The sequence below is a fragment of the Flavobacterium sp. UBA4197 genome (genome assembly GCF_002379575.1).
In the GTDB taxonomy this organism is placed as follows: domain Bacteria; phylum Bacteroidota; class Bacteroidia; order Flavobacteriales; family Flavobacteriaceae; genus Flavobacterium; species Flavobacterium inviolabile.
The window spans coordinates 151,366-177,389 of sequence record NZ_DFUB01000033.1; the positions used below are offsets into that span (position 1 = coordinate 151,366).

Annotated in this window: 24 protein-coding genes and 1 other RNA gene; 12 read left to right on the top strand and 13 right to left on the bottom strand. The window is 38.1% G+C overall.

Translation table 11 applies throughout. The features are described 5' to 3' along the window. The first annotated feature begins 1 nt into the window (after position 1). From B3394_RS17400 to B3394_RS17415, 4 genes are read left to right on the top strand one after another with little or no spacing between them, the layout of a single operon-like run. Positions 2 to 2,200, top strand: a complete 2,199-nt coding sequence (locus B3394_RS17400) for a restriction endonuclease subunit M (protein WP_286927771.1) — start codon at positions 2 to 4, stop codon at positions 2,198 to 2,200. Further along, complete coding sequence (locus B3394_RS17405; protein WP_286927775.1) at positions 2,197 to 3,660, top strand: nucleoside 2-deoxyribosyltransferase; 1,464 nt, start codon at positions 2,197 to 2,199, stop codon at positions 3,658 to 3,660. The genes B3394_RS17400 and B3394_RS17405 overlap by 4 nt, the downstream gene beginning before the upstream one ends. After that, positions 3,660 to 5,066, top strand: a complete 1,407-nt coding sequence (locus B3394_RS17410) for a restriction endonuclease subunit S (protein WP_286927797.1) — start codon at positions 3,660 to 3,662, stop codon at positions 5,064 to 5,066. Before B3394_RS17405 ends, B3394_RS17410 begins: the two co-directional genes overlap by 1 nt. Positions 5,067 to 5,078: 12 nt before the next feature. Beyond that, the gene (locus B3394_RS17415) at positions 5,079 to 6,419 is read left to right on the top strand and encodes a restriction endonuclease FokI C-terminal domain-containing protein (protein ID WP_286927819.1); all 1,341 of its coding nucleotides are present in this window, start codon (positions 5,079 to 5,081) and stop codon (positions 6,417 to 6,419) included. 267 nt (positions 6,420 to 6,686) lie between these two features. Here B3394_RS17415 and ssrA read toward each other — a convergent pair. Continuing rightward, positions 6,687 to 7,083: a transfer-messenger RNA gene (ssrA, locus tag B3394_RS17420) on the bottom strand. 216 nt (positions 7,084 to 7,299) lie between these two features. On the opposite strand from ssrA, the gene B3394_RS17425 reads away from it, so the two are divergent. Then, entirely contained in the window at positions 7,300 to 8,511 is a 1,212-nt protein-coding gene (locus B3394_RS17425; RefSeq protein ID WP_286927824.1) for an NAD(P)-dependent oxidoreductase, read from the top strand. A 125-nt stretch (positions 8,512 to 8,636) separates the two neighbouring features. On the opposite strand, the gene B3394_RS17430 is transcribed toward B3394_RS17425, so the two are convergent. Next, positions 8,637 to 9,665 (bottom strand): proline iminopeptidase-family hydrolase, encoded by a 1,029-nt coding sequence (locus B3394_RS17430; protein WP_286927830.1) that lies wholly within the window; start codon positions 9,663 to 9,665, stop codon positions 8,637 to 8,639. Positions 9,666 to 9,774: 109 nt separating this feature from the next. Here B3394_RS17430 and B3394_RS17435 point away from each other — a divergent pair, with 109 nt between their 5' ends. The 7 genes from B3394_RS17435 (at position 9,775) to B3394_RS17465 (ending at position 15,184) form a co-directional block, all read left to right on the top strand. Then, positions 9,775 to 10,776 carry a metal-dependent hydrolase gene (locus B3394_RS17435; protein WP_286927837.1) on the top strand — a complete coding sequence of 334 codons (1,002 nt, stop codon included), beginning with the start codon at positions 9,775 to 9,777 and terminating at the stop codon, positions 10,774 to 10,776. A gap of 57 nt (positions 10,777 to 10,833) precedes the next feature. Continuing rightward, positions 10,834 to 11,820, top strand: a complete 987-nt coding sequence (locus tag B3394_RS17440; RefSeq protein ID WP_286927840.1) for a helix-turn-helix domain-containing protein — start codon at positions 10,834 to 10,836, stop codon at positions 11,818 to 11,820. Then, positions 11,817 to 12,785, top strand: a complete 969-nt coding sequence (locus tag B3394_RS17445) for a helix-turn-helix domain-containing protein (protein WP_286927846.1) — start codon at positions 11,817 to 11,819, stop codon at positions 12,783 to 12,785. Before B3394_RS17440 ends, B3394_RS17445 begins: the two co-directional genes overlap by 4 nt. A 133-nt stretch (positions 12,786 to 12,918) precedes the next feature. Next, complete coding sequence (locus B3394_RS17450) at positions 12,919 to 13,314, top strand: hypothetical protein (RefSeq protein ID WP_177734034.1); 396 nt, start codon at positions 12,919 to 12,921, stop codon at positions 13,312 to 13,314. Positions 13,315 to 13,423: 109 nt separating this feature from the next. Further along, positions 13,424 to 14,182 carry a peroxide stress protein YaaA gene (gene yaaA, locus B3394_RS17455; RefSeq protein WP_286927854.1) on the top strand — a complete coding sequence of 253 codons (759 nt, stop codon included), beginning with the start codon at positions 13,424 to 13,426 and terminating at the stop codon, positions 14,180 to 14,182. An 81-nt stretch (positions 14,183 to 14,263) separates the two neighbouring features. After that, a complete protein-coding gene (locus tag B3394_RS17460) occupies positions 14,264 to 14,701 on the top strand; it encodes an META domain-containing protein (protein ID WP_177734038.1) in 438 nt (145 codons plus the stop codon). A gap of 18 nt (positions 14,702 to 14,719) precedes the next feature. After that, complete coding sequence (locus tag B3394_RS17465) at positions 14,720 to 15,184, top strand: hypothetical protein (RefSeq protein WP_286927857.1); 465 nt, start codon at positions 14,720 to 14,722, stop codon at positions 15,182 to 15,184. Positions 15,185 to 15,235: 51 nt separating this feature from the next. On the opposite strand, the gene B3394_RS17470 is transcribed toward B3394_RS17465, so the two are convergent. The 11 genes from B3394_RS17470 to B3394_RS17520 all read right to left on the bottom strand — a co-directional run bounded on the left by B3394_RS17470 (position 15,236) and on the right by B3394_RS17520 (position 25,971). After that, complete coding sequence (locus tag B3394_RS17470) at positions 15,236 to 15,586, bottom strand: hypothetical protein (protein WP_177734041.1); 351 nt, start codon at positions 15,584 to 15,586, stop codon at positions 15,236 to 15,238. Positions 15,587 to 15,771: 185 nt separating this feature from the next. Beyond that, positions 15,772 to 17,352 (bottom strand): MDR family MFS transporter, encoded by a 1,581-nt coding sequence (locus B3394_RS17475; RefSeq protein ID WP_177734043.1) that lies wholly within the window; start codon positions 17,350 to 17,352, stop codon positions 15,772 to 15,774. Position 17,353: 1 nt separating this feature from the next. After that, entirely contained in the window at positions 17,354 to 18,433 is a 1,080-nt protein-coding gene (locus B3394_RS17480; protein ID WP_286927865.1) for an HlyD family secretion protein, read from the bottom strand. Positions 18,434 to 18,452: 19 nt separating this feature from the next. Beyond that, a complete protein-coding gene (locus B3394_RS17485) occupies positions 18,453 to 19,775 on the bottom strand; it encodes a TolC family protein (RefSeq protein WP_273244825.1) in 1,323 nt (440 codons plus the stop codon). Further along, positions 19,765 to 20,391 carry a TetR/AcrR family transcriptional regulator gene (locus tag B3394_RS17490; RefSeq protein WP_349677598.1) on the bottom strand — a complete coding sequence of 209 codons (627 nt, stop codon included), beginning with the start codon at positions 20,389 to 20,391 and terminating at the stop codon, positions 19,765 to 19,767. Before B3394_RS17490 ends, B3394_RS17485 begins: the two co-directional genes overlap by 11 nt. Positions 20,392 to 20,773: 382 nt before the next feature. Beyond that, complete coding sequence (gene trpA, locus B3394_RS17495) at positions 20,774 to 21,535, bottom strand: tryptophan synthase subunit alpha (RefSeq protein WP_286927881.1); 762 nt, start codon at positions 21,533 to 21,535, stop codon at positions 20,774 to 20,776. Between the two features lie 170 nt (positions 21,536 to 21,705). Continuing rightward, positions 21,706 to 22,893 carry a tryptophan synthase subunit beta gene (trpB, locus tag B3394_RS17500; protein ID WP_286927883.1) on the bottom strand — a complete coding sequence of 396 codons (1,188 nt, stop codon included), beginning with the start codon at positions 22,891 to 22,893 and terminating at the stop codon, positions 21,706 to 21,708. Further along, the gene (locus tag B3394_RS17505) at positions 22,890 to 23,528 is read right to left on the bottom strand and encodes a phosphoribosylanthranilate isomerase (RefSeq protein WP_286927885.1); all 639 of its coding nucleotides are present in this window, start codon (positions 23,526 to 23,528) and stop codon (positions 22,890 to 22,892) included. The genes trpB and B3394_RS17505 overlap by 4 nt, the downstream gene beginning before the upstream one ends. Next, entirely contained in the window at positions 23,525 to 24,316 is a 792-nt protein-coding gene (trpC, locus tag B3394_RS17510) for an indole-3-glycerol phosphate synthase TrpC (RefSeq protein ID WP_286927892.1), read from the bottom strand. Before trpC ends, B3394_RS17505 begins: the two co-directional genes overlap by 4 nt. 7 nt (positions 24,317 to 24,323) lie before the next feature. Next, positions 24,324 to 25,319, bottom strand: coding sequence for an anthranilate phosphoribosyltransferase (gene trpD, locus B3394_RS17515; RefSeq protein ID WP_286927895.1), 996 nt, complete (start codon positions 25,317 to 25,319; stop codon positions 24,324 to 24,326). 82 nt (positions 25,320 to 25,401) lie between these two features. Next, a complete protein-coding gene (locus tag B3394_RS17520; protein ID WP_273244837.1) occupies positions 25,402 to 25,971 on the bottom strand; it encodes an anthranilate synthase component II in 570 nt (189 codons plus the stop codon). Positions 25,972 to 26,024 lie beyond the last annotated feature (53 nt).

Consider the following 26,024-nt stretch of genomic DNA (forward strand, 5'->3'; position numbering starts at 1 on the left):
TATGAGCCTTATACAACAAGGAATAGGTAAAAAACTGATTAAAATATCAGAAGATCAAAAAACGATAACCTATATTCATCAAAATAAAAATAGAAACTATAACAATCCAGAAGAAAAAGTTCAGGCAGAAGCTTTTTTAAAATTAGTATTGCAGTACAAATACAAACCAGAACGTATAAAACAATATGTATCTGTAACTATGGGATCGGGTATCAAAGAGGCAGATATCGTCGTATATAATGATGACGCTTGTGAACAACCACATATTTTGGTAGAATGTAAAAAACCGAATGTAAGTCAGCAAGAATTTTTACAGGCTGTAGAACAAGCGTATAGTTATGCCTATGCAATGCCTAACGAGGTAAAGTATGTGTGGGTAACTAATGGCGACAATAATGAATATTTTGAAGTAGATAAATCTAAAAATACCCGCATTACCCAGCCTGATATACCTCAATATGGAGTTAAAAAACTAGCTCATTATAAATTTGTGTACGATGCCGAGAGTTTGAAACAAATAGAAGGTAAACAAGATTATTTTGATTTGATAGAAATTGGTGAGGACGATTTAACGCGAAGATTTAAACAAGCTCACGATGCACTTTGGGGTGGCGGGCAACTCAATCCCTCAGAAGCATTTGATGAATTGGACAAACTTATTTTTTGTAAAATATGGGATGAGAAAAAGGATAGAAAACCAGGACAACCTTACGATTTTCAAATCATAACCGTAGATACAGAAGCCGTACCTAGTTATACCAATTTAAGCCCTTCACAAATAGAAGCCGAAAAAAGAAGAATAGAAAACCAGCAACTAAAGGAGCGTGTTGAAAGTTTGTATGAAGAAGGAAGGAAAAAAGATAGAGAAGTTTTTAGAGATAACATACGCCTAAGTGCCGAAAAAATAAGAACCGTAGTAGGCTATTTACAAGATGTAAATATTGGTGAAACAGACTTAGATGCAAAAGGACGAGCTTTTGAAACCTTTATGGGTACATTTTTCAGAGGAAATTTTGGACAGTATTTTACCCCTCGACCTATAGTAGAGTTTACAGTGAAAGTGTTACCCATTACCAATAATTCTTTAGTGTTAGATACTTCTTGCGGTAGTGGCGGCTTTTTGCTGTATGCCCTCAACAAGGTACGTAAGCAAGCCGATGAGTTATATCCTAATCATAAAAATGATGTAAGGCAAAGTCAAAAACACCGCAAATTTTGGCACGACTTTGCTGAGAAAAACCTCTATGGAATAGAAATAAATGAGCAGATTTCTCGTGCTGCTAAAATGAATATGATTATTCATGACGATGGACATACCAACGTCATCACATCTGACGGATTGCTCACACCCGAAGCCATCGAAAGAAATACCGAAAACAAAGGATTTCAATACAACAGGTTTGATTTCATCATTACCAATCCGCCTTTTGGTAGTATTGTAAGACAAACAGAAAAAGCTTATCTCAAAACCTTTCAACTCGGTAAAAAAGAAGAAGACTGGTTAGCTGTAGTTGCTAAACCCGAAACGTACCGAGAAAATCAAAGTACCGAAGTATTGTTTATAGAACAATGTTACCGCTTTTTAAAACCAAATGGTTATTTAGCCATTGTGATACCAGACGGCATACTAACCAATAGCAGTTTACAATATGTGCGTACCCATATAGAAGAAATCTTCCGCATTATAGCGGTAGTTTCTCTGCCACAAACGGCATTTGCGGCTAACGGTGCAGGGGTAAAAAGCTCGGTATTGTTTTTAAGAAAATATAACGAAAATCAAACAGAACAAATTAGAAGCATCAAACAAAAAACACGTTTTAATCTTTTAGATACTAATCAATATAAAACATTAGTTGAAACTTGGGATAAAGAGAAAAAACAAGCTATAAAAGAACTGGAAAAGCAATACAAAACCGACTACCCTGAAAAAGATAAAAAGGAAATTACGGAATTAATGCAGGAAGACAAAACCGAAATTAATAGCCGATTTGCTGACCAGTTACAGGAATTAAAAGAAAGCCTACAACTGCAATATCAGCAAGAAAATGAAAGACAATTGCCCGACTATCCCATCTTTATGGCAATAGCCGAAGATATTGGCTACGATGCTACAGGTAAAAAAACCAATGTAAATGAGCTGGACACTATTGCAACAGAGTTAGAAAAATTTATTAACGCAATTGAAAACAACGAAATATGATATTGAGAGGTGTAATAGAAAATATATTTGGAGGAGCATTATCGTTCAGAGGGTTTGCCAAAATATCAGATTTAGCAAAACTATCCAAAATAGAAGACACTTATCAGCGTCCGGTTGATGTTGAAAGAAGCAAAGCTATCTTGGAGTTTTTAAAAAATAGCGAGTTTAGATTTTTTTCGGAAGTAACCTTGTGTCTCAATTTCAATGACGGAAATGCTATTACAAAAATTCTTAGCGGCACAAAAGGATTAGTTGAAGAAGATATTGATCTTACTGTTATTAATAAAGATTTTAAAGATTATAAGATTTCGGATAAATTCGACAGTCCCTTGCTTCGTCGAATAGCTCTTGAATTTAAAACAACTGATAAAAAATATTTGAGCCGTATAGATGGTAGTCATCGTTTAAGTGCTATAGATATATTACTTGCCAGTGCAAAAGAGGAAGATAAGCAGATCTTAAATGGTACTGTATTAGATTATTATGTGCCATTTAATATTTTATTACAGCAAAAAAATGATGAGTCCTTACGATTAGAGACGGCATATTTTCATTTAATTAATTCAAAATCGGAAAGACTTACATCCGAGCAAAATTTAAAATCTATTTTAGAAGGAAATTTATTTTCGGATGCTCAACTAATTGAATTGTTAGGAAAAAATGCACTACAAACAAAACAACTTTATAGTTATGTAAAAGATTATCAATTTCTAAGTATAAATAGTTTAATTGATAAATCCCTAAAAACTTTTTGTTTACAATGCAGCAATCTTTTAGTAGATGAAAAAGCAAATACAATTCAAAAGAGTATACAACAAATAGACGCTATTTATGCAGATGAACCCAAACTATCTGCCAACAAAAATGTAAATCTTTTATTAGCTTTTATTTATATTAAAGTAAAAGAAAAACCAGAAGTTTTCAAAAAATTCCGCACTTGGATATTGACTAATCAATTGTTTGATATTCCAGAAGTGAATACTCAAACTATTATTGATGTTTTCATAAAAATGCACGAAAAACGTTCTTACAATGTTTTCGTTGCTATGCCTTACTGGAGCCACGCCGAAGTGACCGAATATAACAAATTGTTTGATGAAGTATGTAAAGAAGTAACAAAAAAAGCCGATACAACAGTAGAGCTTACTCCGATAATGCGGTTTAGTGGCAAAAGCCAAAGGATAGATAAAAGATTGATTGATAAAATAATAGAATGTGATATTTTTATAGCCGACATAACAGGTTGCAATCCAAACGTTGTATTTGAAGTTGGTTTTGCAGAAGGGCAAAATAAACATATGATTTTGCTAAAAGCAGAAACTGACCCAAGTGTACCTCCATTTGATATGGACAAATTGCAATATATACCTTACAATCGTGACACCTACTACAACAGTATTAAAGGTATTGCAGTTAGAAATATTTTGAGTTTACTAAAATCTGAATTTAATATCCTGTAATGTATAACCTCCCCGCACATACCAACCCCAATAAAATATTCATCATCAATCGTTCTGAATTGGTTGATAGATGGGATGGAGATATGGTATTGTACAATAAAATATTACATAATTTTAAGTATAATATTGTCTCTTTAAAAAGTTTACTAATAAAAAATCCGCAATATGGAGCAAATGAAAGTGGTGTAACTAGAGCATCCTTTCTTGAACCAAGATATGTTAGAATAACAGATATTGACGAATATGGGTTACTTAAAAACGAAATTGGAGTAACTGCTCAAAATATTGAGAGTAGGTTTATTCTAGATAATGATGATATACTTTTTGCTCGTAGTGGTAATACTGTTGGGAAAGCATATATACACAAAAAAGATACTGTAAATTATGATTGCTTTTTTGCTGGTTATATGATACGATTTGTTGTTGATAAATCTAAAATTTTACCGGATTATCTTTTTGCTTATACTCAACTAGGAGCATATAAAAATTGGGTGAAAGCTATTCAAAGAACGGCAGGGCAACCAAATATAAATGCTGAGGAATATAAATCTTTGCAAATTCCATTGCCTGGCATTAATATTCAGAAAGATATTGCTTCAATATTTCAATCTGCCTATACACAAAAGCAAGAAAAAGAAGCCGAAGCACAACAATTATTAAACAGTATAGACACCTATCTATTGAGCGAGTTGGGTATTACATTGCCCGAAAAGGACAATAGCCTAAAATCTCGAATGTTTACAGCACAATTTAGTAAGATGGTTGGAGGGCGATTGGATCCTTTGTTCTATAATTCTGACTTATCTCTTTTTGAACTTGGAAAATATCTCTCTAAACCATTAAGGGATATTGTAAAAGCTTTCAAATCGGGAATTGGAGCAGGAAAACAAGATCAAACTTTGGATGGAAATGGTTTAATTCAAATTAGGCCCACAAATATTGATGAAAAAGGGAATTTAATATTTACAAAAAATGTCTATTTACCTTTTCATTTTCGTGGAGACAAACTGAAATATGATGATGTATTATTCAATAATACTAATAGTCAAGATTTGGTTGGTAAAACAGCTATCGTGAAAACAAATGAAGAGTTATTCTATTCTAACCATATAACTGTTTTAAAAGCTAATTTGGAGCAACTCGTCCCTGATTATTTGCATTCAATATTGAATTTATTTCAAAAAGAGAAAATATTTTATTCTCTATGTACAAACTGGAATAATCAATCGGGTATAGGTATTGACCTATTGAAGAACCTTAGAATTCCTGTCCCGCCAATAGAAAAGCAAAACGAAATTGCCAATCATATAAAAGGCATACAAAATCAGGCCAAAGTTTTGCAACAAGAAGCCGAAGCCATCCTTAACGATGCAAAAGCCGAAATAGAACAAATGATATTGGGCTAAACACTATAAACCATGATACCACAAGATAAAATAAAACAGATTCAGACTATTTGGGATAACTATGTAGCATCCAATAAAAGAGTATTAGATACCAAAGGAAATGAATTTGACAATATAGATGAAGCAAGACTTAACGCAATTGTAGAGCTGAAAAAATTTATTGAACAGTTTCAAACTGGAATAATCAATGTATTTGAGTTTAAGACGAATGTAGATAGCTTTAATAAAAGAAATAATCTTTGGGGCTTCACAGCGACTAAAGGTCAGATGTTTTTCAACCAGTTAGTTAAAAATAGTGAATCTGATATAGAAAAATTATCTAAACTGCTTAAAGAATGTCTTTATCTACCTTCCAATTTAACAGAAGCCCTTTCAAAGATAGAGGCGTTAGAAAAATATAGTCTTGGCATATCATCAAAAGTTAAAGATAAAAGAAAAGCTCCTAATCCTGGTTCTGTTGGTTATTTTCTGTCTTATTTTTGGCAGATACAGGATAATAGAGCTTGGCCAATTTTATATACTTCTCTGATAAATGCATACAAAGAATTGGAGTTTTGGCAAGAAAAAGAAAATCAAGTACAGACGTATCGTTTTTTTTATGATTTAAACGAACAGATAAAAGTTGTTTTAAAAGAATACACAAGTAAGGAAATCAATAACTGGGATGCAGAACACGCATTTTGGAATTTTAAGGGCAATCCTAATAAAACAACTAACACTACTACAATTAAAAAGAATAAACCTATTGTTGTTGAGGAAGAAGAAAAAATCATTGCTGTCAATGCTTCATTTGAGTTATCAGATTATCTAATCCCTAAAGTTTCTAAATTAATCGAATTAGGAAATGATAATGAGAAGTCTTCATCTGCTAAAGGGTTTGCGTATGAAAAATTGGTTGCCGAAATATTTAAACAGCTAGATTTTGAAGTAGAAATTTTAGGTCAAGGTACAAGAAGAAATCCCGATGCTATCATAAGATACAGAGAAGAAAATACTGTTTTTCTGATAGATGCAAAAGCATACTCAAATGGATACAGTTTAGGTGTAGACGATAGAGCAATTAAAGAATATATCAATCACTATTGTCCAAAATTGCAGAAAGAAGGTTATAAAAAAATAGGTTTTATTATTGTAAGTAATTCGTTTAAATCCAATTTTGACGGATTTATTAATGAAATTACCTGGAATACAGATATTAAGAGGTTTATACTATTATCATCAGAAGCATTACTATACCTTTTAGCGTATAAAACAAAAGATAGAATCCCTCCGGCAACTATTATTGAAACATTAGTAAGTCTTGGTAATCCAATCGAATCCAAAAATATTATAGAGGAATTTGATGATGTATAAATTTTTTAATACTACCCTGTATATAGAAAAGGGATTTAATAGGTTTAAACTTAGCCTATGAAATTAGTTTCAATTTATGATTAATACATGCAAGGTGTTCGATTCCCTTTCACTCGTCATGAAAAAAACTATTTGTAATTTGCTAATATATTGTAAATTAGATATTTGAAAGTCTAAAAGAAATTTTGATGTCGAACCCCTGTAAAGCCTATATTGATAGGGGGTTATAAAGAAAAAAAACCTTGTAAATTATTGATTTACAAGGCTTTGTGGAGTCGGAGAGAATCGAACTCTCGTCCAAACAAGCAATCGAAGAGCTTTCTACACGTTTAGTTTCCGATTAAATTTTCGACAAAAAGCAAGGCCGGAAACCGCCACTTTTTGCTTAGCTTTATGAATGTCAGAACGGATTTAAAGCATTACCGTTCCTAGGTTTACTTTTACGGTTCCCCTGAACAAAACGCCATAAACCAAGGCTTTTTAGAGGAATCCAGCTTTCTCGTCTAACGAGAACTAGGCAAATCGTACTATAATTCGGATTAAGCAGCTAAAGCGTAATTATTTTCGCCGTTTATAAGTTTGAAACATGATATTTACGAGCTGTGTCCCGGCGCTCGACGTGCTTACTGTCCAATTCCACTCGCTGTCAAAACCAGTCGACCCCAAGTAGTAGGAAAATACTATAATGAATATAGCAAAAACCAGACCGCAAATATAAATCATTAAATTTTCAATTAAAAATAATTGCAACACTATTCTTTAAATGTTACATTTGGGAACTATTTATTAAAAACAAACTAAACAATCCCTGAGAAGTTACATTATTAACAGTTTTTGACCTGTTTAAATGTTAATTTTTCAAAAGCTACTTACGATAAAAATGAAAATTGGACTTATCAAGGAACGAAAAAACCCGCCCGACAGACGCGTTGTTTTTTCTCCTGCAGAATTACTGAAATTAAAAGAACTTTATCCGCAGACAGAAATTAAAGTAGAATCATCCGATATCAGAATCTTTACCGATGCCCAATATGCAGCATTAGGCTTCGAAGTAACGGAAAATATGAATGATTGTGATGTATTAATAGGTGTAAAGGAAGTACCTGTTGATGCTTTGATTCCGGATAAAAAATATTTTTTCTTTTCGCACACCATTAAAAAGCAGCCGTATAACCGAAAATTATTAGTGGCTTGTCTTGAAAAAAATATCCGTTTGATCGATCATGAAACAATTGTAAACGAAACCAACCACCGCCTGATCGGTTTCGGAAGATATGCCGGAATTGTGGGAGCTTACAATGGTTTTAGAGCATTCGGAATCAAATACGAACTATTCAACTTACCCAAAGCAGAAACCCTGGCAGATAAGGCCGCTTTGATTGAACGTTTAAGAAGACCTTTTTTACCGCCTATTAAGATTGTCCTGACCGGTCACGGAAAAGTAGGAATGGGAGCCAAGGAAATTCTGGACGGTATGAAAATAAAACAGGTTTCCATTGAGGACTATTTAACAAAGAATTACTCGGAACCGGTTTATACACAAATTGACGTTTTGGATTATAACAAACGCAAAGACGGTCAGCAATTAGACAACCAGGATTTTTACCACAACCCTCAGGATTATGTATCCGATTTTGAACGCTTCACAAAAGTATCGGACATTTTTATGGCCGGACATTTTTATGGAAACGGCGCACCGGTAATTTTGTCACGGGAAATGCTGAATGCACCGGACAACAGAATTAAAATCGTGGCCGATATTTCCTGTGATGTGGAAGGGCCTATTGCCTGTACCTTAAGAGCATCCACGATTGCAGAACCTTTATACGGTTATTACCCGAGTGAAGACAAAGAAGTAGAGATCACACATCCGGGTGCTATTGTAGTAATGGCGGTTGATAATTTACCTTGTGAATTGCCAAAAGATGCCAGTGAAGGATTTGGTGAAATGTTTTTGGAACACGTTATCCCGGCTTTCTATAATAATGACAAAGACGGAATCTTGCACCGCGCTAAAATTACCGAAAACGGGAAACTAACCGAACGATTCAGTTATTTACAGGATTATGTAGATGGCGAAAAAGTAAGCTAATAAATATAAGACAGTGATTATAATAAAAAGCCTTTCATGACTATGAAAGGCTTTTTATTTATCAGCACGACATTGCCCTTTGCCAATTGTCCTTTGCCCTTTGCTTATTGCCTTTTACCAATTACTCACCCCTTTTTCAAAAAATCCACCAAACCTTTAAAATAAGTATTCTGGTCATCATACATACTCATGTGTGCCCCGTTGGAACAAAACAGATAACTGCCTTTGGGCAATAATTTCGACATTTCTTCCATGTGTTTCGGATCCATCGTATCATATTGAGCGCCGATAACCAAAGTCGGAACGCTGATGTTTTTCAAATCCTTTTTACGATCCCATTTTGCCAGTTTTCCGGATATTCCAAACTCGCTGGGTCCCTGCATCGTTACATATAACGACTGATTTATTTTGGAGAAAGAACGGTTCATTGGTTCCGGCCAGTCATTTACCGGTAATCTGCAAACGTGTTTCGTATAGAAATTAGGCAGCAGCAGCTCCATATAACGCGGATTATTAAAATCTCCTTTGGCTTCAATATTGCGGATTTCCTGCAATACTTTCGGATCCATCTCTTTAGCCAGTACATTTTTGGCATAGAGATCATATTCCGGAGCACTCGACATCATATTGGAAATAATAAGCCCTTTCAGATTGTTCTGGTATTTTAACGCATATTCCATGGCCAGAATTCCGCCCCAGGAATGTCCCAGCACATAAAAATTATCCTTATTGAGCTGTAATGCCTGCCGAACCTGTTCGACTTCCTCTACATAACGGGGAAGATCCCAAAGCGTTGTATCCTGGGTAGCGCTGGAATTTCTGCAGCCTAACTGATCGTAATAAATAAACTCAATTCCTTCTTTTGGGAGGAAACTCTCAAAACACTCAAAATATTCATGGGTCGCTCCCGGACCGCCATTTAACAATAGTACTTTAATCTTCGGATTATTTCCGATCCGTTTTGTCCAGATATTAAACGTCCCTTTAGGTGTTGTTATCGGAATAACCTGTACACCGCCGTTTTTTATACCGCTGCCGGTATCTTCAAAATAATCCAATGCAACAGTACCGGCTGCTGATTTTTCCATTTTAGTACAGGACGTAAAACCTATCAGTAACAAGGATATAAAGGTGATTATTGTTGTTTTTCGCATGATGATATGATTTAGAAAGGATTATAAAGTTATTAAAAAAGAATCAGATTTTACGCGTTATAACCCGCTTCCGTTTGTAAAGAAAATCCATTAACAGTATCTTTACCCTATGGATTCACTCACACAGATAGTATTGGGAGCAGCCGTTGGCGAAAAGATTCTGGGAAGAAAAATCGGAAACAGAGCCATGCTGTATGGCGCTATTGCCGGAACAATTCCCGATCTGGATGTCCTGGTCGGCAAACTGTTCGATCCGGTCACAGCGGTAGCCATACACCGCGGATTCAGTCATTCGATACTCTTCTTTTTATTGCTGTCGCCCTTATTAGGCTGGCTGATATCCAAAAGAGAAAAAGACAGTAAAGTTTCCGTAATGAACGGAGCCGGCCTGGTCTTTTGGGCCTTGTTCACCCATGCTTTACTGGATGCCTTCACCACCTGGGGAACGCAGCTGCTATGGCCGTCGACGTATAAATTTGCCTTTAAATCAATTTTTGTCATTGATCCGTTATATACCGTTCCGTTTATCATCTGCCTGATTGCCGCAATGCGGAAAGAGCGAACCGATTACAAGCGTACCCAATGGAATATTTTAGGACTAAAGATCAGTACCGGCTATCTTTTAATTACGCTGCTGCTAAAAGGAATTACCTATTATAAATTCCGGCAGGCATTATTGGATGCTAAAATTGAATATGCACAAATGGAAACCAAACCGTCACCGTTCAATACCATATTATGGACTGCCAATGTGGAAACTGCAGATGCCTATTTAATAGGGGACTATTCTTTCTTTGACAGCCAGCCCATTACTTTTAAAGCCTATCCTAAAAACCATCAGCTTTTAGGAAGTCTTTCCGGTACTACAACAGTAAACCGGCTGATTGCCATTTCGGAAGGCTGGTACACCATTAGTGAAAAAGGGGGGAAGCTTTACTTTAACGACCTGCGTTTCGGACTACTGAATCCGGATGAAAACAATCCGCAATTTGCCTTTAGTTACGAACTGTTACCGGAAAACGGAGCATTAACCGTTAGGGAAGTACCCAAAAGTAAAAAAGACGGTATGCTTTTACTGCAAAAGTTATGGAATAGGATAGGAGGCAATTAAAGGTATCCTATTTTTTCTTAACTTGTTTTCTGTAAATAGTCAGGAAAGAAACAGCCGATGAAAAAAATCACACATCATTACGGTATTGGATTGGACTGGGTGGAATCGCTTGCGAAGCAGCTGGAAGGGGAAGTAGAAGGTAATTTTATGATAATTCCGGAGCATATTCACACGGGACAGCGTTACTTCCTGAATTGCGGTCCCGAAATAACAGCACTCTATATTGATGTGGTGTACCATACGGAAATCCATTTCCGCCAACAAAACCTGACCGATGATTTTATCGGGATGTATTATAACCTTACGGAAGGTGAAGCTGTCCTGCTTTCCGATGATATTGCCAATCCTATCGGGCGTTGGAATTACAACCTGGCCATCGTTGACGGAGCGCTCTATTCCGATTATATTGTAAAGGAAAACAGCCATACCTTTGCCCTTTGTATTTTTATTAAAAAGAGCCTGATAAAAGAATACATTAAAGACAACCCTTCTTTGCGGGAGCATGTCGATACAATAATGGATACCGAAAAAAATACCATTATCCGGTTTACCCGAATGAGCAGTGAAAGTTACCACCTTTTGAACGACTTGCGCAATCAGCAGCTCGAAAGCCTTTCGTTTCCGTATTATCTGCAGGGAACCATTCAAAGCCTTTTGGCCGATTATATTGAGAAAATGACCATCAGCGATATTGTCATCGAAAAAGTAAATGAGGACGACCTGAACGGTATTATAAAATCACAGTCTTTCCTGATTGAAAATTTAGACAGTGTATTTCCGGGAATTGAACTGCTGGCAGCACAGGTTAACATGTCGGAATCCAAATACAAGAACCTTTTTAAAAAGATAACCGGGATTCCGCCCAATACGTTTTTCCTGAATAATAAGCTTTTAAAATCAAGAGCACTGCTGCAGGAAAAGGAACTGACAATTTCGCAGATTGCCGATGCGCTGCATTTTGCCAACAGTTCCTATTTTATCTCAAAATTCAGGGATTTTTTCGGAATGTCGCCCAAAGAATATTCGAAACAACTCTATTCATGAAAGAAATTAACCATACCTATTCCCTGAAACCGGATTGGCAGTTCGCTATTGCGGCACAAATAGGCGCGCCGTTAATTGATAATAAATGGATTGTACAGCCGGAAAATTTAGGAGCAGGCGGAAGCTATTTCCTGGAAGTGGCTCCGGGGTTATCGGTAGTGGTACTGGATCTGGTATTCAACCAGCCGGTCCGGATTCGGAGGGATCGTTCGGAAGAAGACTTTTATATCATTCATTACGACTTTAGCGATGAAATGAATGTGATGAAAATCAACGACGAAAAACATAAAATCGGGTACCGGTCTATTTTGGGACTGGGAGTTATTGATAACAGGATCAGCAATGTTTTTGAACCGGTTGTCGGAGAACGCGTTTTTGCAATTCGTTTGCTGGTGGCTAAAAAAATACTGGATTTTCCAATGAAAAGCGGAACCGGTAAAGGAAAAAAGAATCCGGAAAAGACCCTGTATTTTTACGACCATGTAGACAGTAAAAGCAAAGTCATCATGCACCGCATCAAAAATAAATCCTTTTCCGATCCGGCTTACGATCTGTACCTGAGAGGAGTGGCCTTTAAACTGCTGGCCAAATTTATGGACCGTTATGCCAATCTGAAAACGATTAACCGGATAACGGAAAGTGATGTAAAAGCCCTGTCGGTAACCAAAGAATATTTAATGAATAATGTACTCGAACCATTTCCGGGGCTTGATTTTTTATCGGATATAGCAGGAATGTCCGTCTCAAAATATAAAGCGCTATTTAAAGAAGTCTATCTTGATGCTCCGAATAAGTTTTATATCCGGGAGAAAATGCTGCTGGCACAGGAATTACTGAAAAGCGGCGCTCATACTACTTTATCGGCGGTGATGCTCACATTAGGCTACAACCGACTGAATTATTTTGCTGCACAATACCACCGTTATACCGGTAATCATCCGTCTGATGATCTTAAAAAAGAATAAGAGTAAAGATATTTTGTTATTTTAAAACGGTATTTTGTCTTATTGTGTGATTTTTATAACTTTTTAGTGCAGTTTTTGCCAGGTGTTTGTACCAATTTTGCAGCGTCGATAACTGACGTTAAAAAGAAAGTATATGAAACACACGGTATTAAAAGGACTGCATATAGTGATGGTTTTATTTGTTGTACTGAAAAACCTGTGGTCTGGTATGGCAATAATGACGGAAGATACTGCCACAGCATCATTTTTTCTGGAATTGGGCTTTTCGAATGATGGGATTATGATGTTAGGGATGCTGGCGGTTGCCTGTGCCGGTTTAATACTGATACCGCAAACCTATATAATCGGGAATCTGATAACGGCTTCGATGACCTTTCTGATCATCTGTTTTAACCTGCTGGAAGAAAATCTCTGGGAGGCCATTACAGAAGTTCCGTTCTTATTACTCATCGTGGTCATGGTAAGGCTCAACCACCCCTATATAAACCGGTATCAATGGATAGATGTTATGTTTGAGAGGGATAGCTGATTCCGGAACTAAAATCGATTTTACCAATACTGAAATCGAAACAATCCATTTTATCGTATAGCGTTTTAGCACCGGAATTTGTATTTTTGAGCATCCTAAAAAGTAAGCCATGAAAATTGTAATATCACCAGCCAAATCATTAGATTTTGAAACGCAGTTACCCACAAAACAATATACCGAAGGAAATTTTTTAAAAGAAGCCAATACGGTTCATAAAGTACTGAAGAAAAAGAAACCAAAAGAACTTTCGGAATTGATGGCTATTTCTGAAAAATTAGCCGATTTAAACTGGCAGCGCAATCAGGAATGGGCAACCCCGTTTACACCCGAAAATGCCCGTCCGGCGGTATATGCTTTTAATGGTGATGTTTATATCGGACTGGATGCCTATTCGCTTCCGGAGGAAAAACTGGAAGTATTGCAGAACAAACTCAGGATCCTGTCCGGTTTATACGGTTTACTGAAACCATTGGACCTGATCCAGCCATACCGACTGGAAATGGGAACCAGACTGCCAATAGGAAAAAGCAAAGATCTGTATGAATTCTGGAAAACAAAGCTTACCAAAGCCTTGAATGCCGAGCTGAAAAAAGACGAATTATTCATCAATCTGGCGAGTAACGAATACTTTTCTGCCATCGACAAAAAAGCCTTGAAAGTACCGGTGATCACTCCGGAGTTTAAAGACTATAAAGACGGCAAACTTAAAATGATCAGCTTCTTTGCCAAAAAGGCGAGAGGAATGATGGTGCGTTATATTATTGAAAACAATGCCGAAACCATTGAAGACCTGAAAGGCTTTAATTATGAAGGATATCAATATGATGCGAACCTGAGCAAAGGGCATACCCTGGTTTTTACACGTTAATATTAAATCGGTATAAATTAGGTACTTGTAAGTGATTTAAACAGAATTTTCGTAAATTTAGTCAACCAAAACTATGTCCCTATGAAAAAACTATCATTTACCCTGGCTATGGCCTTGGTTTTAGTGCTTGGAGCGTGTACCGCAACGAAAAAGGCGACTGCTTACGATAAAATGACCGGTAACAGCTGGCAGCTGGAATATATAACCGGCGTCAGAATTGCTTTTGAAGGCCTGTATCCGGAACAAAAGCCGCAGCTTTCATTTAATCAAAAAACACAGGAAGTAAACGGAAATACAAGCTGTAACCCGTTTTCGACAAACTATACGGCTAAAGATCCTGATTTTATTAAAATTGAAGCACCCAAAGCGATGACCATGCGTTTCTGTGAAGGAGAAGGAGAAAAACGCTTTTTGGACATGCTGCAAAAAATAAACAAATATGATGTCACACCAGACGGAAAACTGGTTTTACTGATGGATGATATTGTAGCGATGCGATTTATAAAAAAAATAGACTAATTGTAAAGGAGAGCAGGTATGAAAAGCAGATTAATCCTCTTAGCATTAGTAGCGATAGCAGCAACAGGCTGTAAAAAAGAGGCAACCAGAGAAAAAATTGAAGATAAAGATATTTCAATGGTTCCGACTGTCCAGGAAGATTGTTATGCCTATAAAAAAGACGGCAATACAATTTATATGCGCCTTAAAAAAGACAATACAACTACAGTTAAAGGCGATCTGGAATATGCATTTAGTGAAAAAGATGCCAATAAAGGAACTTTTGAAGGAACCGTTAAAGGCGATACTTTAATTGCCATGTATACCTTCACTTCGGAAGGTGTGGAAAGTAAAAGAGAAGTCGCTTTTCTGATAAAGGATAAAACCTTAATTGAAGGATATGGAGAAGTGGAAGAGCATGAGAGCGCTGTAGCTTTTAAAAACAGGTCTAAATTAGTATTCAATTCGAATATGCCGCTCACAAAAGTGGACTGTAAGAAATAAAAGAACCCCGTTTTAAAACGGGGTTCTTTTTTTATAAATGTTCATTCTGGATTAATGCATATAAAAATACTCCTCATAATCGCGGAGTGTTTCACGGGTCATTTTGCGCTGGTCGCGTGATAATTCCCGCAAAGCTTCGACACCTTTTTTAGCACAACGCTTTATTCCCGTTAGGCGGATCGAAAAATCCATCAGTCTGGAAACATCGTCAGGGCTTAACTTCTGCTTCAGTTCCTCAATATAGTTTTTGAATTCATAAACAACCTCGCGATTTTGTTCATAATCGGATTTTAAATCGTCTAATAGTTCATTTATCTCTTTCTCAATATCATTACAACGATCTTCACTCTTTTTGCTGAATTCTTCAAGAATCTTTTTTTCTGAGTTGCTAAATAATCCCATAGTAATAGTTTTTTGTTGTGTATAACTATTTTAAAATCAATGATTTGATGTGATATAAAGGTACGGTGTTTTTTTGAAAATAAAAAGGGAAATTTATTTTATAACGCAATGATAATATGCCAATAAAAAACGCTGGAAATATAATCCAGCGTTTTCTACAACAAATTAAATAACCTTAATTAAAATTAGTGAACATTTGACATGTCTACTTTTCCGGAACCTTTTCGGATTAAGAGTACAAAGGGTACACAAACCAGAAACAGGATGCCCAGATACATAAATACGTCCATATAGGATAATACAGTCGCCTGTTTCATAACGGAATAATCAATAGCCTGATGTGCTTTGTTAAGCGCTTCACTGCTGCTGAATCCTTTGGACATGAATCCGGCCTGTAATTGCTGAATACGTTGCTGTACTTCAAATTTGGCACCATCCAGGTTGGCAATTAAATCCACGCGGTGCCCTTGTGTAAAGCGGGCAATAAAAGTGGTTATAATGGCAATACCGAATGAACCGCCCAATTGTCGCATCATTCCGGTAAAAGCGGCTCCTTCACCAATGCTTTTCCCTTTCAGGGTGGAAAGTGCCAGAGTGGTAATCGGAACAAACAGTAAACCTAAACCAACACCACGCAATATCAATGGCCAGAACATATGTTCGGTTCCGGTATCGGGAGTGATGACATTATGCATCCAGAAGGTAAAACCAAAGAATAACATAAAACCAACAGCAACCATATAGGATTGCGGTACACCGCGCTGAATCAGCTTACCGATAATCGGCATCATAATCCCGGTCATGATCGAACTCGGAATCAGTAATAATCCGGCATCGGTTGCCGTCCATCCCAGTACAGACTGGGTATAGATCGGAATGATAAAGGTGGAACCGTATAATCCGAAACCTAATATAAAACACATGATGGTTCCCACACGCAAATTACGATCCTGCAGTACTCTTAAATTAACAATAGGATGTTTGTAGGTTAACTGTCGCCAGATAAATAAAAGCAATCCAAAGAACGATACAATACTTAATGTAACAATCAGATTATCGGCAAACCAGTCATCCTGTTGTCCGTGTTCCAGTACAAACTGAAGCGAACCGATAAAAGAGGCCAGAAATACAATTCCCCACCAGTCTACCTGGCTGGCTTTTAGTTTCTCACCGTATTTAGGGCTTTTCACGAATGAAAGGGTCAATACGGTAGCAATGATTCCCAACGGAATATTGATATAGAAAATATACGGCCATGAAAAATTATCTACTAAATAACCTCCTAACGGCGGACCTAATGTTGGCCCTACAATCACACCCATTCCATAAATAGCCTGTGCCATTCCTCGTTTTGCAACGGGATAACTCTCCGTAATAATGGTTTGTGCTGTTACTAGCAGCGCACCACCACCCATACCCTGGATGAAACGGAAAGCAACAAGCTCCCAGATATTAGTCGCATTACCACAAAGGAAAGAGGAAACGGTAAAGATAATAATGGATGCGGCGAAATAGTTTCTGCGTCCGAATTGCTGGGACAACCAGCTGGTCATTGGAATAACGATTACGTTAGCAATGGCATAAGCGGTAATTACCCAGGCAACATCGGTCAGAGTAGCCCCTAAACTTCCTCTCATGTCGTTTAGGGCTACGTTTACGATAGTAGTATCGACAATCTCCAGCAGCGCACAAAGTACGGCAGTGATTGTGATAATGACTCTTCTAAAGCCATATTCTACTAAATTATCTTCTCCTGCTGCTTCCATATTATTTTATATGTACGTCCACTTCTACGTTCATTCCCGGACGTAATAATTTTACTTTTTCGGCATCGTTATTTCCTGTTAATTTGATTTTTACAGGTAAACGCTGAATGGTTTTTACAAAGTTTCCGGTAGCATTATCCGGAGGCAGGATTGAAAAACGGGCTCCGGTAGCCGGTGAAAACGAATTGATTTCCCCTTCAAATTTATAATCAGGGTAGGCATCTACTTCAATGATTACTTTTTGTCCGGCTCTCATTTTGTTAAGCTGTGTTTCTTTAAAATTAGCCACAACCCAGGTTTCCTGGTTGTTAATGATATAGAACAATGCCTGTCCCGGTTGTACCATTTGTCCCGGCTGGATATCAATGCTTGAAACCTGTCCGTCAATAGCTGCTGTAACTACAGTGTAACCTAAATTTAAGGCTGCAGCATCAAGAACCGCCTGTGCTCTTTTAATATTGGCAGCGGCAACAGAAGTCTGTTTGTTGGCAACAGTTGTTTTAGAAACCACAGCATCACGTTGGTGTGCACTGGCATTGCGTTGCTGTTGTAAAACTTCAACTTCTTTTTCGGCCTCTTGTTTGGCTGCTAAAGCCTGCTCATACTGTTGTTTTGTTATCGAATGATTTTTGTAAAGATTCTCGTAACGCTCGAAATCGTTTTTCGCTCTTCCGTAACGGATTTTAGCAGCATCAATGTTTCCTACATTCGACTGGATTGTCGCATCGGAAATAGAAATATTGGCAGCAGAAGCACTAACATCGGCTTTGCTTACTTCCAATGAACTTTCAGCACTCGCTAATGCCGCTTTGGCTTCTTCCACTTTTACTAAATAATCTTTATTGTCGATTACAAATAAAGTATCTCCTTTTTTTACAAAGTCATTGTCTTTTACATAAACTTTGGCTACATAACCCGATACTCTTGGTATAATAGGGTTCATGTTTTTTTCAATTTGAGCATCATCAGTTTCTTCGTGAGCCTGTGCATGCATATATTTAAAGATTCCGTAAACAGTTCCTAAAACAACTAAGGAGCCCAGAATGATTATGAATTTTTTATTAGATGGTTTCTTTTCCATGATCTTAAAGAAATTAGTATTAGTTTTTGGTAAGGGTTGCTGTTGCTGTTAATTTTCCGCTGGCTGCTAAAGCATCATAGTATTTTTCAATACTGTTGGCTTTCGAAAAGGCCAGGTTTATTTTGGATTGCAGCTGTTCTACATCGGCTTCCAGCAAATCATTGGTATCCGAAAGACCGTTGTCGTATTTGTCTTTTACAATACGGTAATTTTCGGTAGCCTGTTCTACGGCTTCCTGGTATACTTTGTTTTGTTTGATTGCCAGCTGGTAGTTTTCATTTGCCTGTTGTGTTTCCACTTTTACGCGGTCGGTCATGATCTCTACAGCCTGTTCTGCCTCATGCGCTTTGCTTTTGGCGGCTTTTACTTCTTTTCCGTTTTTGAAAATAGAAGACAAGTCATAGGAAACACCAACACCAAAATTCATCGCATTGGTTACCGTCATCACATTTTGCAGATCCAAAGCAATATAACCGCCCATCAGTGAAATAGAAGGGTAGTAGCTCCCTTTGGCAACCTTAACATTCGTTTCGGCAGCTTTGTGTTGCGAACGCATGGCTTCAAGGTCATTTCTTCCGGTTAAAGCTTCGTCCACACTCGCGTTAAAAGAAGCATTTTTTTCAAAAACCGCTTCATTCGGAACAACTTGTGTGCCTTCGGCCAGTTTTAAAAGTGTAATCAGCTGATAATTCACCGTGCTGACATTTTTTTTCGCTTCTTCCAGGGCAATTTTGTAGTTCGAAACCTGTAATTGTGCTTTTAATAAATCATTACGGGCAATCAGTCCGTTTTGTTCCATTGCTGTAAAATCTTTTACACGTTGCTCGGCACTTTTAATGTTTTCGGCAATTAAAGATGTGCTTTCCTGCGCTTTAAAAAGGTTTACATACAATTTTACAACATCCAGTGCCAGCTGCTCTTTTGTATTCTTAGCAGTATATTGCTCCGCCTGATAAAGGTTTTCTGCAGCTTTGATGTTGTTCTGGATTTTAAATCCGGCAAAAAGGGGTAGGGAAGCACTAGCTTGTCCTAACATTAACTGATTCACTTTTGGTGCAGCTCCCGATTCTTCTCCGCTTCCTCCAAGTTTTAGCTTGACGTCGGCGTTCGTTAATCGTTGGTATTGACCGCTGATTTTTAAATCAGGGTACTGACGATTTTTGACCGTTTGCATTTCAAATTCCTTTGTAGCGACTTTGGTGTCGGCTAATTTTGCTTCGGTACTTTGTGTCATAGCCAGTTGTATCGCTTCATCCAATGACATTTTCTTTTTCTCCTGAGCTTCAGAAGTGAAAACGCCAAAAAGGAAGAAGGCTCCCAACCAGATGGAACTATTCTTCATAGGTTAAAAGTGCTTTAATTGTTTTCTGAATGTGTTTTGTTAAATCATTTTTGATGTAGTGGTCGTATTTATCATCGGTGTCAAGACCTAATAGTTCGGCATAAAAAGTTTTATTCATCTGGAAATGAAAATAGGTACCCATGATGGTTGGAGGAATCAGAGTAACATTAATATCCTTTTTAAACTGTCCTAAATCCTGACCTTCTCTGATAATGTCTTTTAGCGCTTCAAGATTGTATCGTTTAACCTCATTAAAGGATTCGCAGTTAATTTCCCGTTTCTTCGAGCTGATCTCAAAGTGAATGATCTGATACATCCCTTTATTTTTATTGATGCGGGTAATGTATAGCTCGATTAGCTTGTCAATCTTTTCAAAAGGAGTAAGTGCTTCTTTATACAGGTTTTCGATTTGCAGACGCAAGCCTGCTATTCTTCCAATGATTAAAGCTTCCAGTAGTTTTTCTTTGGAGCCAAAATAGTAAGATATCATGGCAACGTTAATGTTCGCTTCTTTGGCAATGTCTCTGACGGAAGTGCCGTCAAAACCATGTTCGGAAAACAACCGTTCTGCTACCGACAGAATCTCCTGTTGTTTATCGTTAAAATCAGACATCATTTACATTGTTAAAATGAGACTGTAAAATTAAACACTTGTTTAAATTAAACGTTTGTTTAGTTTTAATTTAACGTTATTTTAACTAAATTAAAAAGAGGCTGATGCTACGCTGTTCCTATGATTGTAGAAAGAAATTACAGGCTATAGCCTTGAAAATAAAACAAAAAGGGCAGGGCAGAATGACGGAAATAATTTGTTTTAAGTGCTGCACATATTCCAACTTTTTTATACTTTTACCCACCGCAACTGCGCTAAAAGCAAGAACAGTTTTTCAAACGAAAAACTGCTCTTTTACAACCGGATAAAAGCTTATCCGGAATCATAAATAAAATCGATAGCTATTCGCTAATTTGTTTTAATTCAGTATTTTGTAATGCATTAGTTAAATGATACTTTTAATAAAACTTTCAATGCCGTCTATTTTGTTGTGGTTAAGGTAATTGACGAAAGCACTGCCGATAATGGCACCTTTTTGATGTCTGACAGCCTCCGAAAACGTTTCGGAATTACTGATTCCGAAACCGACAATCTGCGGATTTTTCAACTTCATTCTGGCGATTCTTTCAAAGTAATCTTTTTGTTCCGTGCCAAAAGCATTCTGGCTTCCGGTTACACTGGCACTGCTCACCATATAAATAAATCCGTTTGAAATACTGTCGATGTATTCGATGCGCTCAACCGATGTTTGAGGTGTTATTAAAAAAATATTGATCAGTCCGTTTTTCTCGAAAACGGCTTTGTAATCCTGATCAAAAACGGTCACCGGAAGATCCGGAATGATCAAACCGTCAATGCCGATTTCGGCACATTTTTCACAGAATTTTTCAACGCCATATTGTAGAATAGGATTGAAATAGCCCATAATCAATAACGGAATCTGTACTGTTTTCCGAATGTCTTTTAGCTGTTCAAACAGTAAATTGGTTGTCATGCCGTTTTCCAGTGCCTGTGTGGAACTGGCTTGAATTGTTGGCCCGTCGGCTAAGGGATCACTAAAAGGCAATCCGATTTCAATCATGTCAACACCGCTTTTTTCCAGATTTTCAATAATGGAAACAGTGTCGTTGCGATTCGGATAACCCGCTGTAAAGTATATAGACAATATTTTTTTGTCTTCCTGAAGTTTTATATTGATGCGATTCATTGTTAGATACGGTTTTTGATTTTTGAGGGTTGTTATGTGAGGTTTGAAGCAAGAAGCAAGAGGCAAGAAGCAAGAGGCAAGAAGCAAGAAGCAAGAGGCAAGGGGGTTTTCTATAAATCAAATTTCATACTTCTAATATCATATATCTAAAATCCTACCTCTAATATTCTCTAATATCCAAAATATCCTATATAGGTGTTTAAATCCTTATCGCCGCGACCGGACAGGTTAATCACAACGATATTGTCTTCTTTAAATTGTTGCTGTTCCAAAACGGCAAGGGCGTGGGCACTTTCAATTGCCGGAATAATACCTTCCGTTTTACACAAATTCAATCCGGATTGCATGGCTTCATCATCGGTTACCGCGACAAATGCTGCGCGGCCGCTTTTAAACAAATGGGCATGCAACGGACCGACGCCGGGATAATCCAAACCGGCTGAAATGGAATAGGGCTCCGTGATTTGTCCGTCTTCAGATTGCATCAGTAACGTTTTGCTGCCGTGTATAATACCGGTTTTACCTAAAGCGGAAGTTGCAGCACTTTCTCCGGAGTTGATCCCTTTTCCGGCCGCTTCCACAGCAATTAACGTAACCTTTTCATCGGCTAAAAAGTGATAAAAAGCACCGGCTGCGTTACTGCCGCCGCCAACGCAGGCAACTACATAATCCGGATTTTCCGTGCCTTCCTTTTCGAATAACTGCTTTTTGATTTCCTCCGAAATAATGCTCTGAAAACGGGCAACCATGTCCGGATACGGATGTGGACCCACAACCGAACCGATGATATAATAAGTGTCAACAGGATTATTGATCCAGTCACGGATCGCTTCATTAGTAGCATCTTTAAGGGTCCTGGAACCGGATTTTGCCGGACGTACTTCGGCACCGAGCATTTTCATCCGTGCCACATTCGGAGCCTGGCGTTCAATGTCGATTTCCCCCATATAAACAATACATTCCAGTCCCATTAAAGCACAAACGGTAGCGGTGGCAACACCATGCTGTCCGGCTCCGGTTTCGGCTATGATCCTGGTTTTGCCCAATCGTTTGGCTAATAAAATCTGCCCGATCGTATTGTTTATTTTATGTGCACCGGTATGGCATAAATCCTCTCTTTTCAAATATACCTTTGTTTTGTATTGCTGTGATAACCGTTCGGCAAAATACAAAGGCGTAGGACGACCTACATAGTCACTCAGTAATTGCTGTAATTCTTCGCGAAAAGAAGATTCCTGAATAATCGACAGGTATTTTTCCCGTAATTCGACTACATTCGGGTATAGCATTTCCGGTATGAAAGCTCCGCCAAATTCACCATAATAACCCTGTTCGTCTGCCTGATATGTTGTTTTCATGTGGTAATATTGTTAATCGTTAAAATTGCTTCTTCACAAAGCGTTTCGTTTTTTAGTCCGGGTGCCATTTCTAATTTACTGTTGAAATCTATCGCATAAACCGGTAATCCGGTTTCCAGTAAAAGGGAGATGTTTTCCCAATCCGCTACGCCTATACCGCCGCTAAGGAAGAATGGTTTTGAGGACGGATACTGCTGCAGGATGTTCCAGTCAAAAGCAAAGCCGTTTCCGCCGGGTAATTTTCCTTTGGTATCAAATAAATAGTAATCGCATGCCATATTATAAGCTTCGAGTACATTGAAATCAAAAGAGGAATCCATTGAAAATGTTTTGATGATTTCAATACCCGGAAGTGCTTTTAGTGCCAGACAGAAGTCGGCAGATTCTTCCCCGTGCAATTGTACCGCCTGTAAATCATATTGCTTCACTTTTGCCGTTATTACGGCTATTGACGCATTTACAAATACACCGGTTTTTTTAACTGTACCAGCAATTTCCGGAACAACGGCATCGAAATAACGCGCTGATTTTTCATAGAAAATAAAGCCCAGATAGTCCGGTTGTAACGCTGCAATTGCCTGTATGTTTTCGGAATGTTTCATGCCGCAGATCTTTACCTGAATCCTGTTTTTCATACCGTTACATTTATTTGATTTATAAAATCTTTACAGGCTTTACCTGAATCATTACTTTTCATAAAGTTTTCACCAATCAGATAGCCTTTATAACCATAAGGTTGCAGGGCGTGAACGGCTTGAACGGTACTGATCCCGCTTTCGGAAACTTTTACAAAATCATCCGGAATAAAGGCTGCCAGCTGTCTGCTGTAATCCAGGCTCACCTCAAATGTTTTCAGGTTACGGTTGTTCACCCCAATTATGTTCAGGCTCGGCATCACTGCTTTTTCCAATTCTTCCCGGTTGTGTATTTCCAACAGTACTTCCAATCCTAAACGCTGGGCAAATTCGGAGAGCTTTTTGATTTCGGCTCTGGACAAAACAGCAGCGATCAATAAAATAAGATCGGCGCCATAAGCTTTCGCTTCCAGTATCTGATATTCGTCAATAATAAACTCTTTTCGCAATAAAGGAAGGTTTACCGAAGCCCTTGCCAGTAACAGATCCTCCAAAGAACCGCCAAAATATTTCCCGTCTGTCAAAACGGAAATACCACAGGCACCGGCATTTTCATAACCTTTAACGACTTCTTCAACACTAAAGCTGTTATTGATAACCGACTTTGAAGGCGACCGCCGCTTGTGTTCGGCAATTATCCCTGAAGTACTGTTTTTTAAATTATGGCTCAAAGAAAGGGGCGTGCGTTCAAACAAGGCGGCAGCTTCCAGTTGGGAAACCGGGATTATTGTTTTCTTTAAGGCCACTTCGCGGCGTTTGTCGCTGATAATAGCATCTAAAATGTTCATCTTTCTTTTAATTATTGCTGATACGTTGTAATTTTTTCAGGCTATCCAATGCTTTTCCGCTGTTTAAGCTTTCCTTAGCCAGTTCAAAACCATCCTGTAGTGTAAGATTGTTAACCGTTGCAATCGCCAGACCGGCATTGGCGCAGACCACATTGTTCTGGGCCTCGGTTCCTTTTCCGGAAATAATATCCATAAAAAGCTGAGCCGATGCTGCAATAGTCGTTCCGCCTTTAATGTCGGCAGCCTTTAACGGCTGTAAGCGGAAATCTTCCGGTTTTAAAATTTGCTCCCGCTGTTTGGAAATCACTTTGGTATTACCGGTTAACGATATTTCATCATAGCCGTCGAGGCTGTTCAGGATGGTAAAATTGATCGTGGTATTCTGGTATAAATAGGCATACATACGCGCTAATTCCAGGTTAAAGACCCCAACCAGCTGATTCTTCGGAAAAGAAGGATTAACCATTGGTCCCAGCATGTTAAAAAATGTTTTTACGGCCAGTTCCTTGCGAATGGGGGCTACGTTTTTCATAGCCGGATGAAACAGCGGTGCATGCAGGATGCTGATATTGGCTTCTTCCATACAGTGCTGTAAAAAGCCGGTATCGTTACTAAAACGGATGCCAAGGCTTTCCATGACATTGCTGGAACCGGAAATGGAAGAAACCCCATAGTTTCCGTGTTTGGCGACTTTTATTCCCGTTCCGGCTACAATAAAAGAAGCCAGGGTGGAAATATTAAAAGTATCTTTTCCGTCACCGCCGGTTCCGCACAGATCAATAGTGTTGTATGCGGAAAAATCTACCGGGATGCAAAGCTCCAATAAGGCTTCCCGAAATCCGGCCAGCTCGTCAATACTGATGTTACGCATCATATAGACCGTTAAAAAACCGGCAATCTGGCTCGGGTTGTATAAACCGTTTGAGATATTGACCAGTACGTTTTTTGCTTCTTCTTTCGAAAGCAGCTCCTGATTAATTAATCTGTTTAATATTTGTTTCATGATTTTTAGGTATAAGTTGTGCCGGGCTTCAAATTTTTCAATTTAAAACCAAATCGTTTTTGATGTAGTATGTGTTTGTTATTTAGTTATTTACCCAGTTTTTAAGGATGGTTTTTCCTTCCGGGGTGAGAACACTTTCCGGATGGTATTGCACGCCTCGGACATCGAATGTTTTATGGCGCAGCGACATGATCTGACCGCTATCGTCCACAGAGGTGATTTCCAGTACTTCCGGGAAATCATCAGGATTAACAACCCAGGAGTGATAACGACCCACTTCAATATTTTCCGGTAAACCGTTAAACAGGGATTCGTCGCCAACCGTTATCGTCACCGGTGTTGCCACACCGTGATACACTTTTTCCAGGTTTATCAGGCTTCCGCCAAAGACTTCTCCGATAGCCTGCTGACCGAGGCAGACACCCAAAATACTTTTGGTAGGCGCATAGGTGCGGATCACTTCTTTTAACAGTCCTGCTTCATCGGGAATTCCGGGACCGGGAGAAAGTAAGATCTTGTCAAAGTTTTTGATCTCCTCAATATGAAACGCATCGTTGCGATAAACCGTTACTTCACAGTCTAAATCTTCCAGATAATGTACCAGATTGTAGGTAAAACTATCGTAATTGTCTATAACTAATATCTTTTTCATGAGGTTGTCTTTTTGATAAATGTTGCTGTTTGCCTTTTTCTATTGCTTTTTTA

Bases quoted from the DNA above. Each gene is read 5' to 3' on its own strand.
- B3394_RS17400 (WP_286927771.1), top strand. From the start codon at position 2: ATGAGCCTTATACAACAAGGAATAGGTAAAAAACTGATTAAAATATCA.
- B3394_RS17405 (WP_286927775.1), top strand. From the start codon at position 2,197: ATGATATTGAGAGGTGTAATAGAAAATATATTTGGAGGAGCATTATCG.
- B3394_RS17410 (WP_286927797.1), top strand. From the start codon at position 3,660: ATGTATAACCTCCCCGCACATACCAACCCCAATAAAATATTCATCATC.
- B3394_RS17415 (WP_286927819.1), top strand. From the start codon at position 5,079: ATGATACCACAAGATAAAATAAAACAGATTCAGACTATTTGGGATAAC.
- B3394_RS17425 (WP_286927824.1), top strand. From the start codon at position 7,300: ATGAAAATTGGACTTATCAAGGAACGAAAAAACCCGCCCGACAGACGC.
- B3394_RS17430 (WP_286927830.1), bottom strand. From the start codon at position 9,665: ATGCGAAAAACAACAATAATCACCTTTATATCCTTGTTACTGATAGGT.
- B3394_RS17435 (WP_286927837.1), top strand. From the start codon at position 9,775: ATGGATTCACTCACACAGATAGTATTGGGAGCAGCCGTTGGCGAAAAG.
- B3394_RS17440 (WP_286927840.1), top strand. From the start codon at position 10,834: ATGAAAAAAATCACACATCATTACGGTATTGGATTGGACTGGGTGGAA.
- B3394_RS17445 (WP_286927846.1), top strand. From the start codon at position 11,817: ATGAAAGAAATTAACCATACCTATTCCCTGAAACCGGATTGGCAGTTC.
- B3394_RS17450 (WP_177734034.1), top strand. From the start codon at position 12,919: ATGAAACACACGGTATTAAAAGGACTGCATATAGTGATGGTTTTATTT.
- yaaA (WP_286927854.1), top strand. From the start codon at position 13,424: ATGAAAATTGTAATATCACCAGCCAAATCATTAGATTTTGAAACGCAG.
- B3394_RS17460 (WP_177734038.1), top strand. From the start codon at position 14,264: ATGAAAAAACTATCATTTACCCTGGCTATGGCCTTGGTTTTAGTGCTT.
- B3394_RS17465 (WP_286927857.1), top strand. From the start codon at position 14,720: ATGAAAAGCAGATTAATCCTCTTAGCATTAGTAGCGATAGCAGCAACA.
- B3394_RS17470 (WP_177734041.1), bottom strand. From the start codon at position 15,586: ATGGGATTATTTAGCAACTCAGAAAAAAAGATTCTTGAAGAATTCAGC.
- B3394_RS17475 (WP_177734043.1), bottom strand. From the start codon at position 17,352: ATGGAAGCAGCAGGAGAAGATAATTTAGTAGAATATGGCTTTAGAAGA.
- B3394_RS17480 (WP_286927865.1), bottom strand. From the start codon at position 18,433: ATGGAAAAGAAACCATCTAATAAAAAATTCATAATCATTCTGGGCTCC.
- B3394_RS17485 (WP_273244825.1), bottom strand. From the start codon at position 19,775: ATGAAGAATAGTTCCATCTGGTTGGGAGCCTTCTTCCTTTTTGGCGTT.
- B3394_RS17490 (WP_349677598.1), bottom strand. From the start codon at position 20,391: ATGATGTCTGATTTTAACGATAAACAACAGGAGATTCTGTCGGTAGCA.
- trpA (WP_286927881.1), bottom strand. From the start codon at position 21,535: ATGAATCGCATCAATATAAAACTTCAGGAAGACAAAAAAATATTGTCT.
- trpB (WP_286927883.1), bottom strand. From the start codon at position 22,893: ATGAAAACAACATATCAGGCAGACGAACAGGGTTATTATGGTGAATTT.
- B3394_RS17505 (WP_286927885.1), bottom strand. From the start codon at position 23,528: ATGAAAAACAGGATTCAGGTAAAGATCTGCGGCATGAAACATTCCGAA.
- trpC (WP_286927892.1), bottom strand. From the start codon at position 24,316: ATGAACATTTTAGATGCTATTATCAGCGACAAACGCCGCGAAGTGGCC.
- trpD (WP_286927895.1), bottom strand. From the start codon at position 25,319: ATGAAACAAATATTAAACAGATTAATTAATCAGGAGCTGCTTTCGAAA.
- B3394_RS17520 (WP_273244837.1), bottom strand. From the start codon at position 25,971: ATGAAAAAGATATTAGTTATAGACAATTACGATAGTTTTACCTACAAT.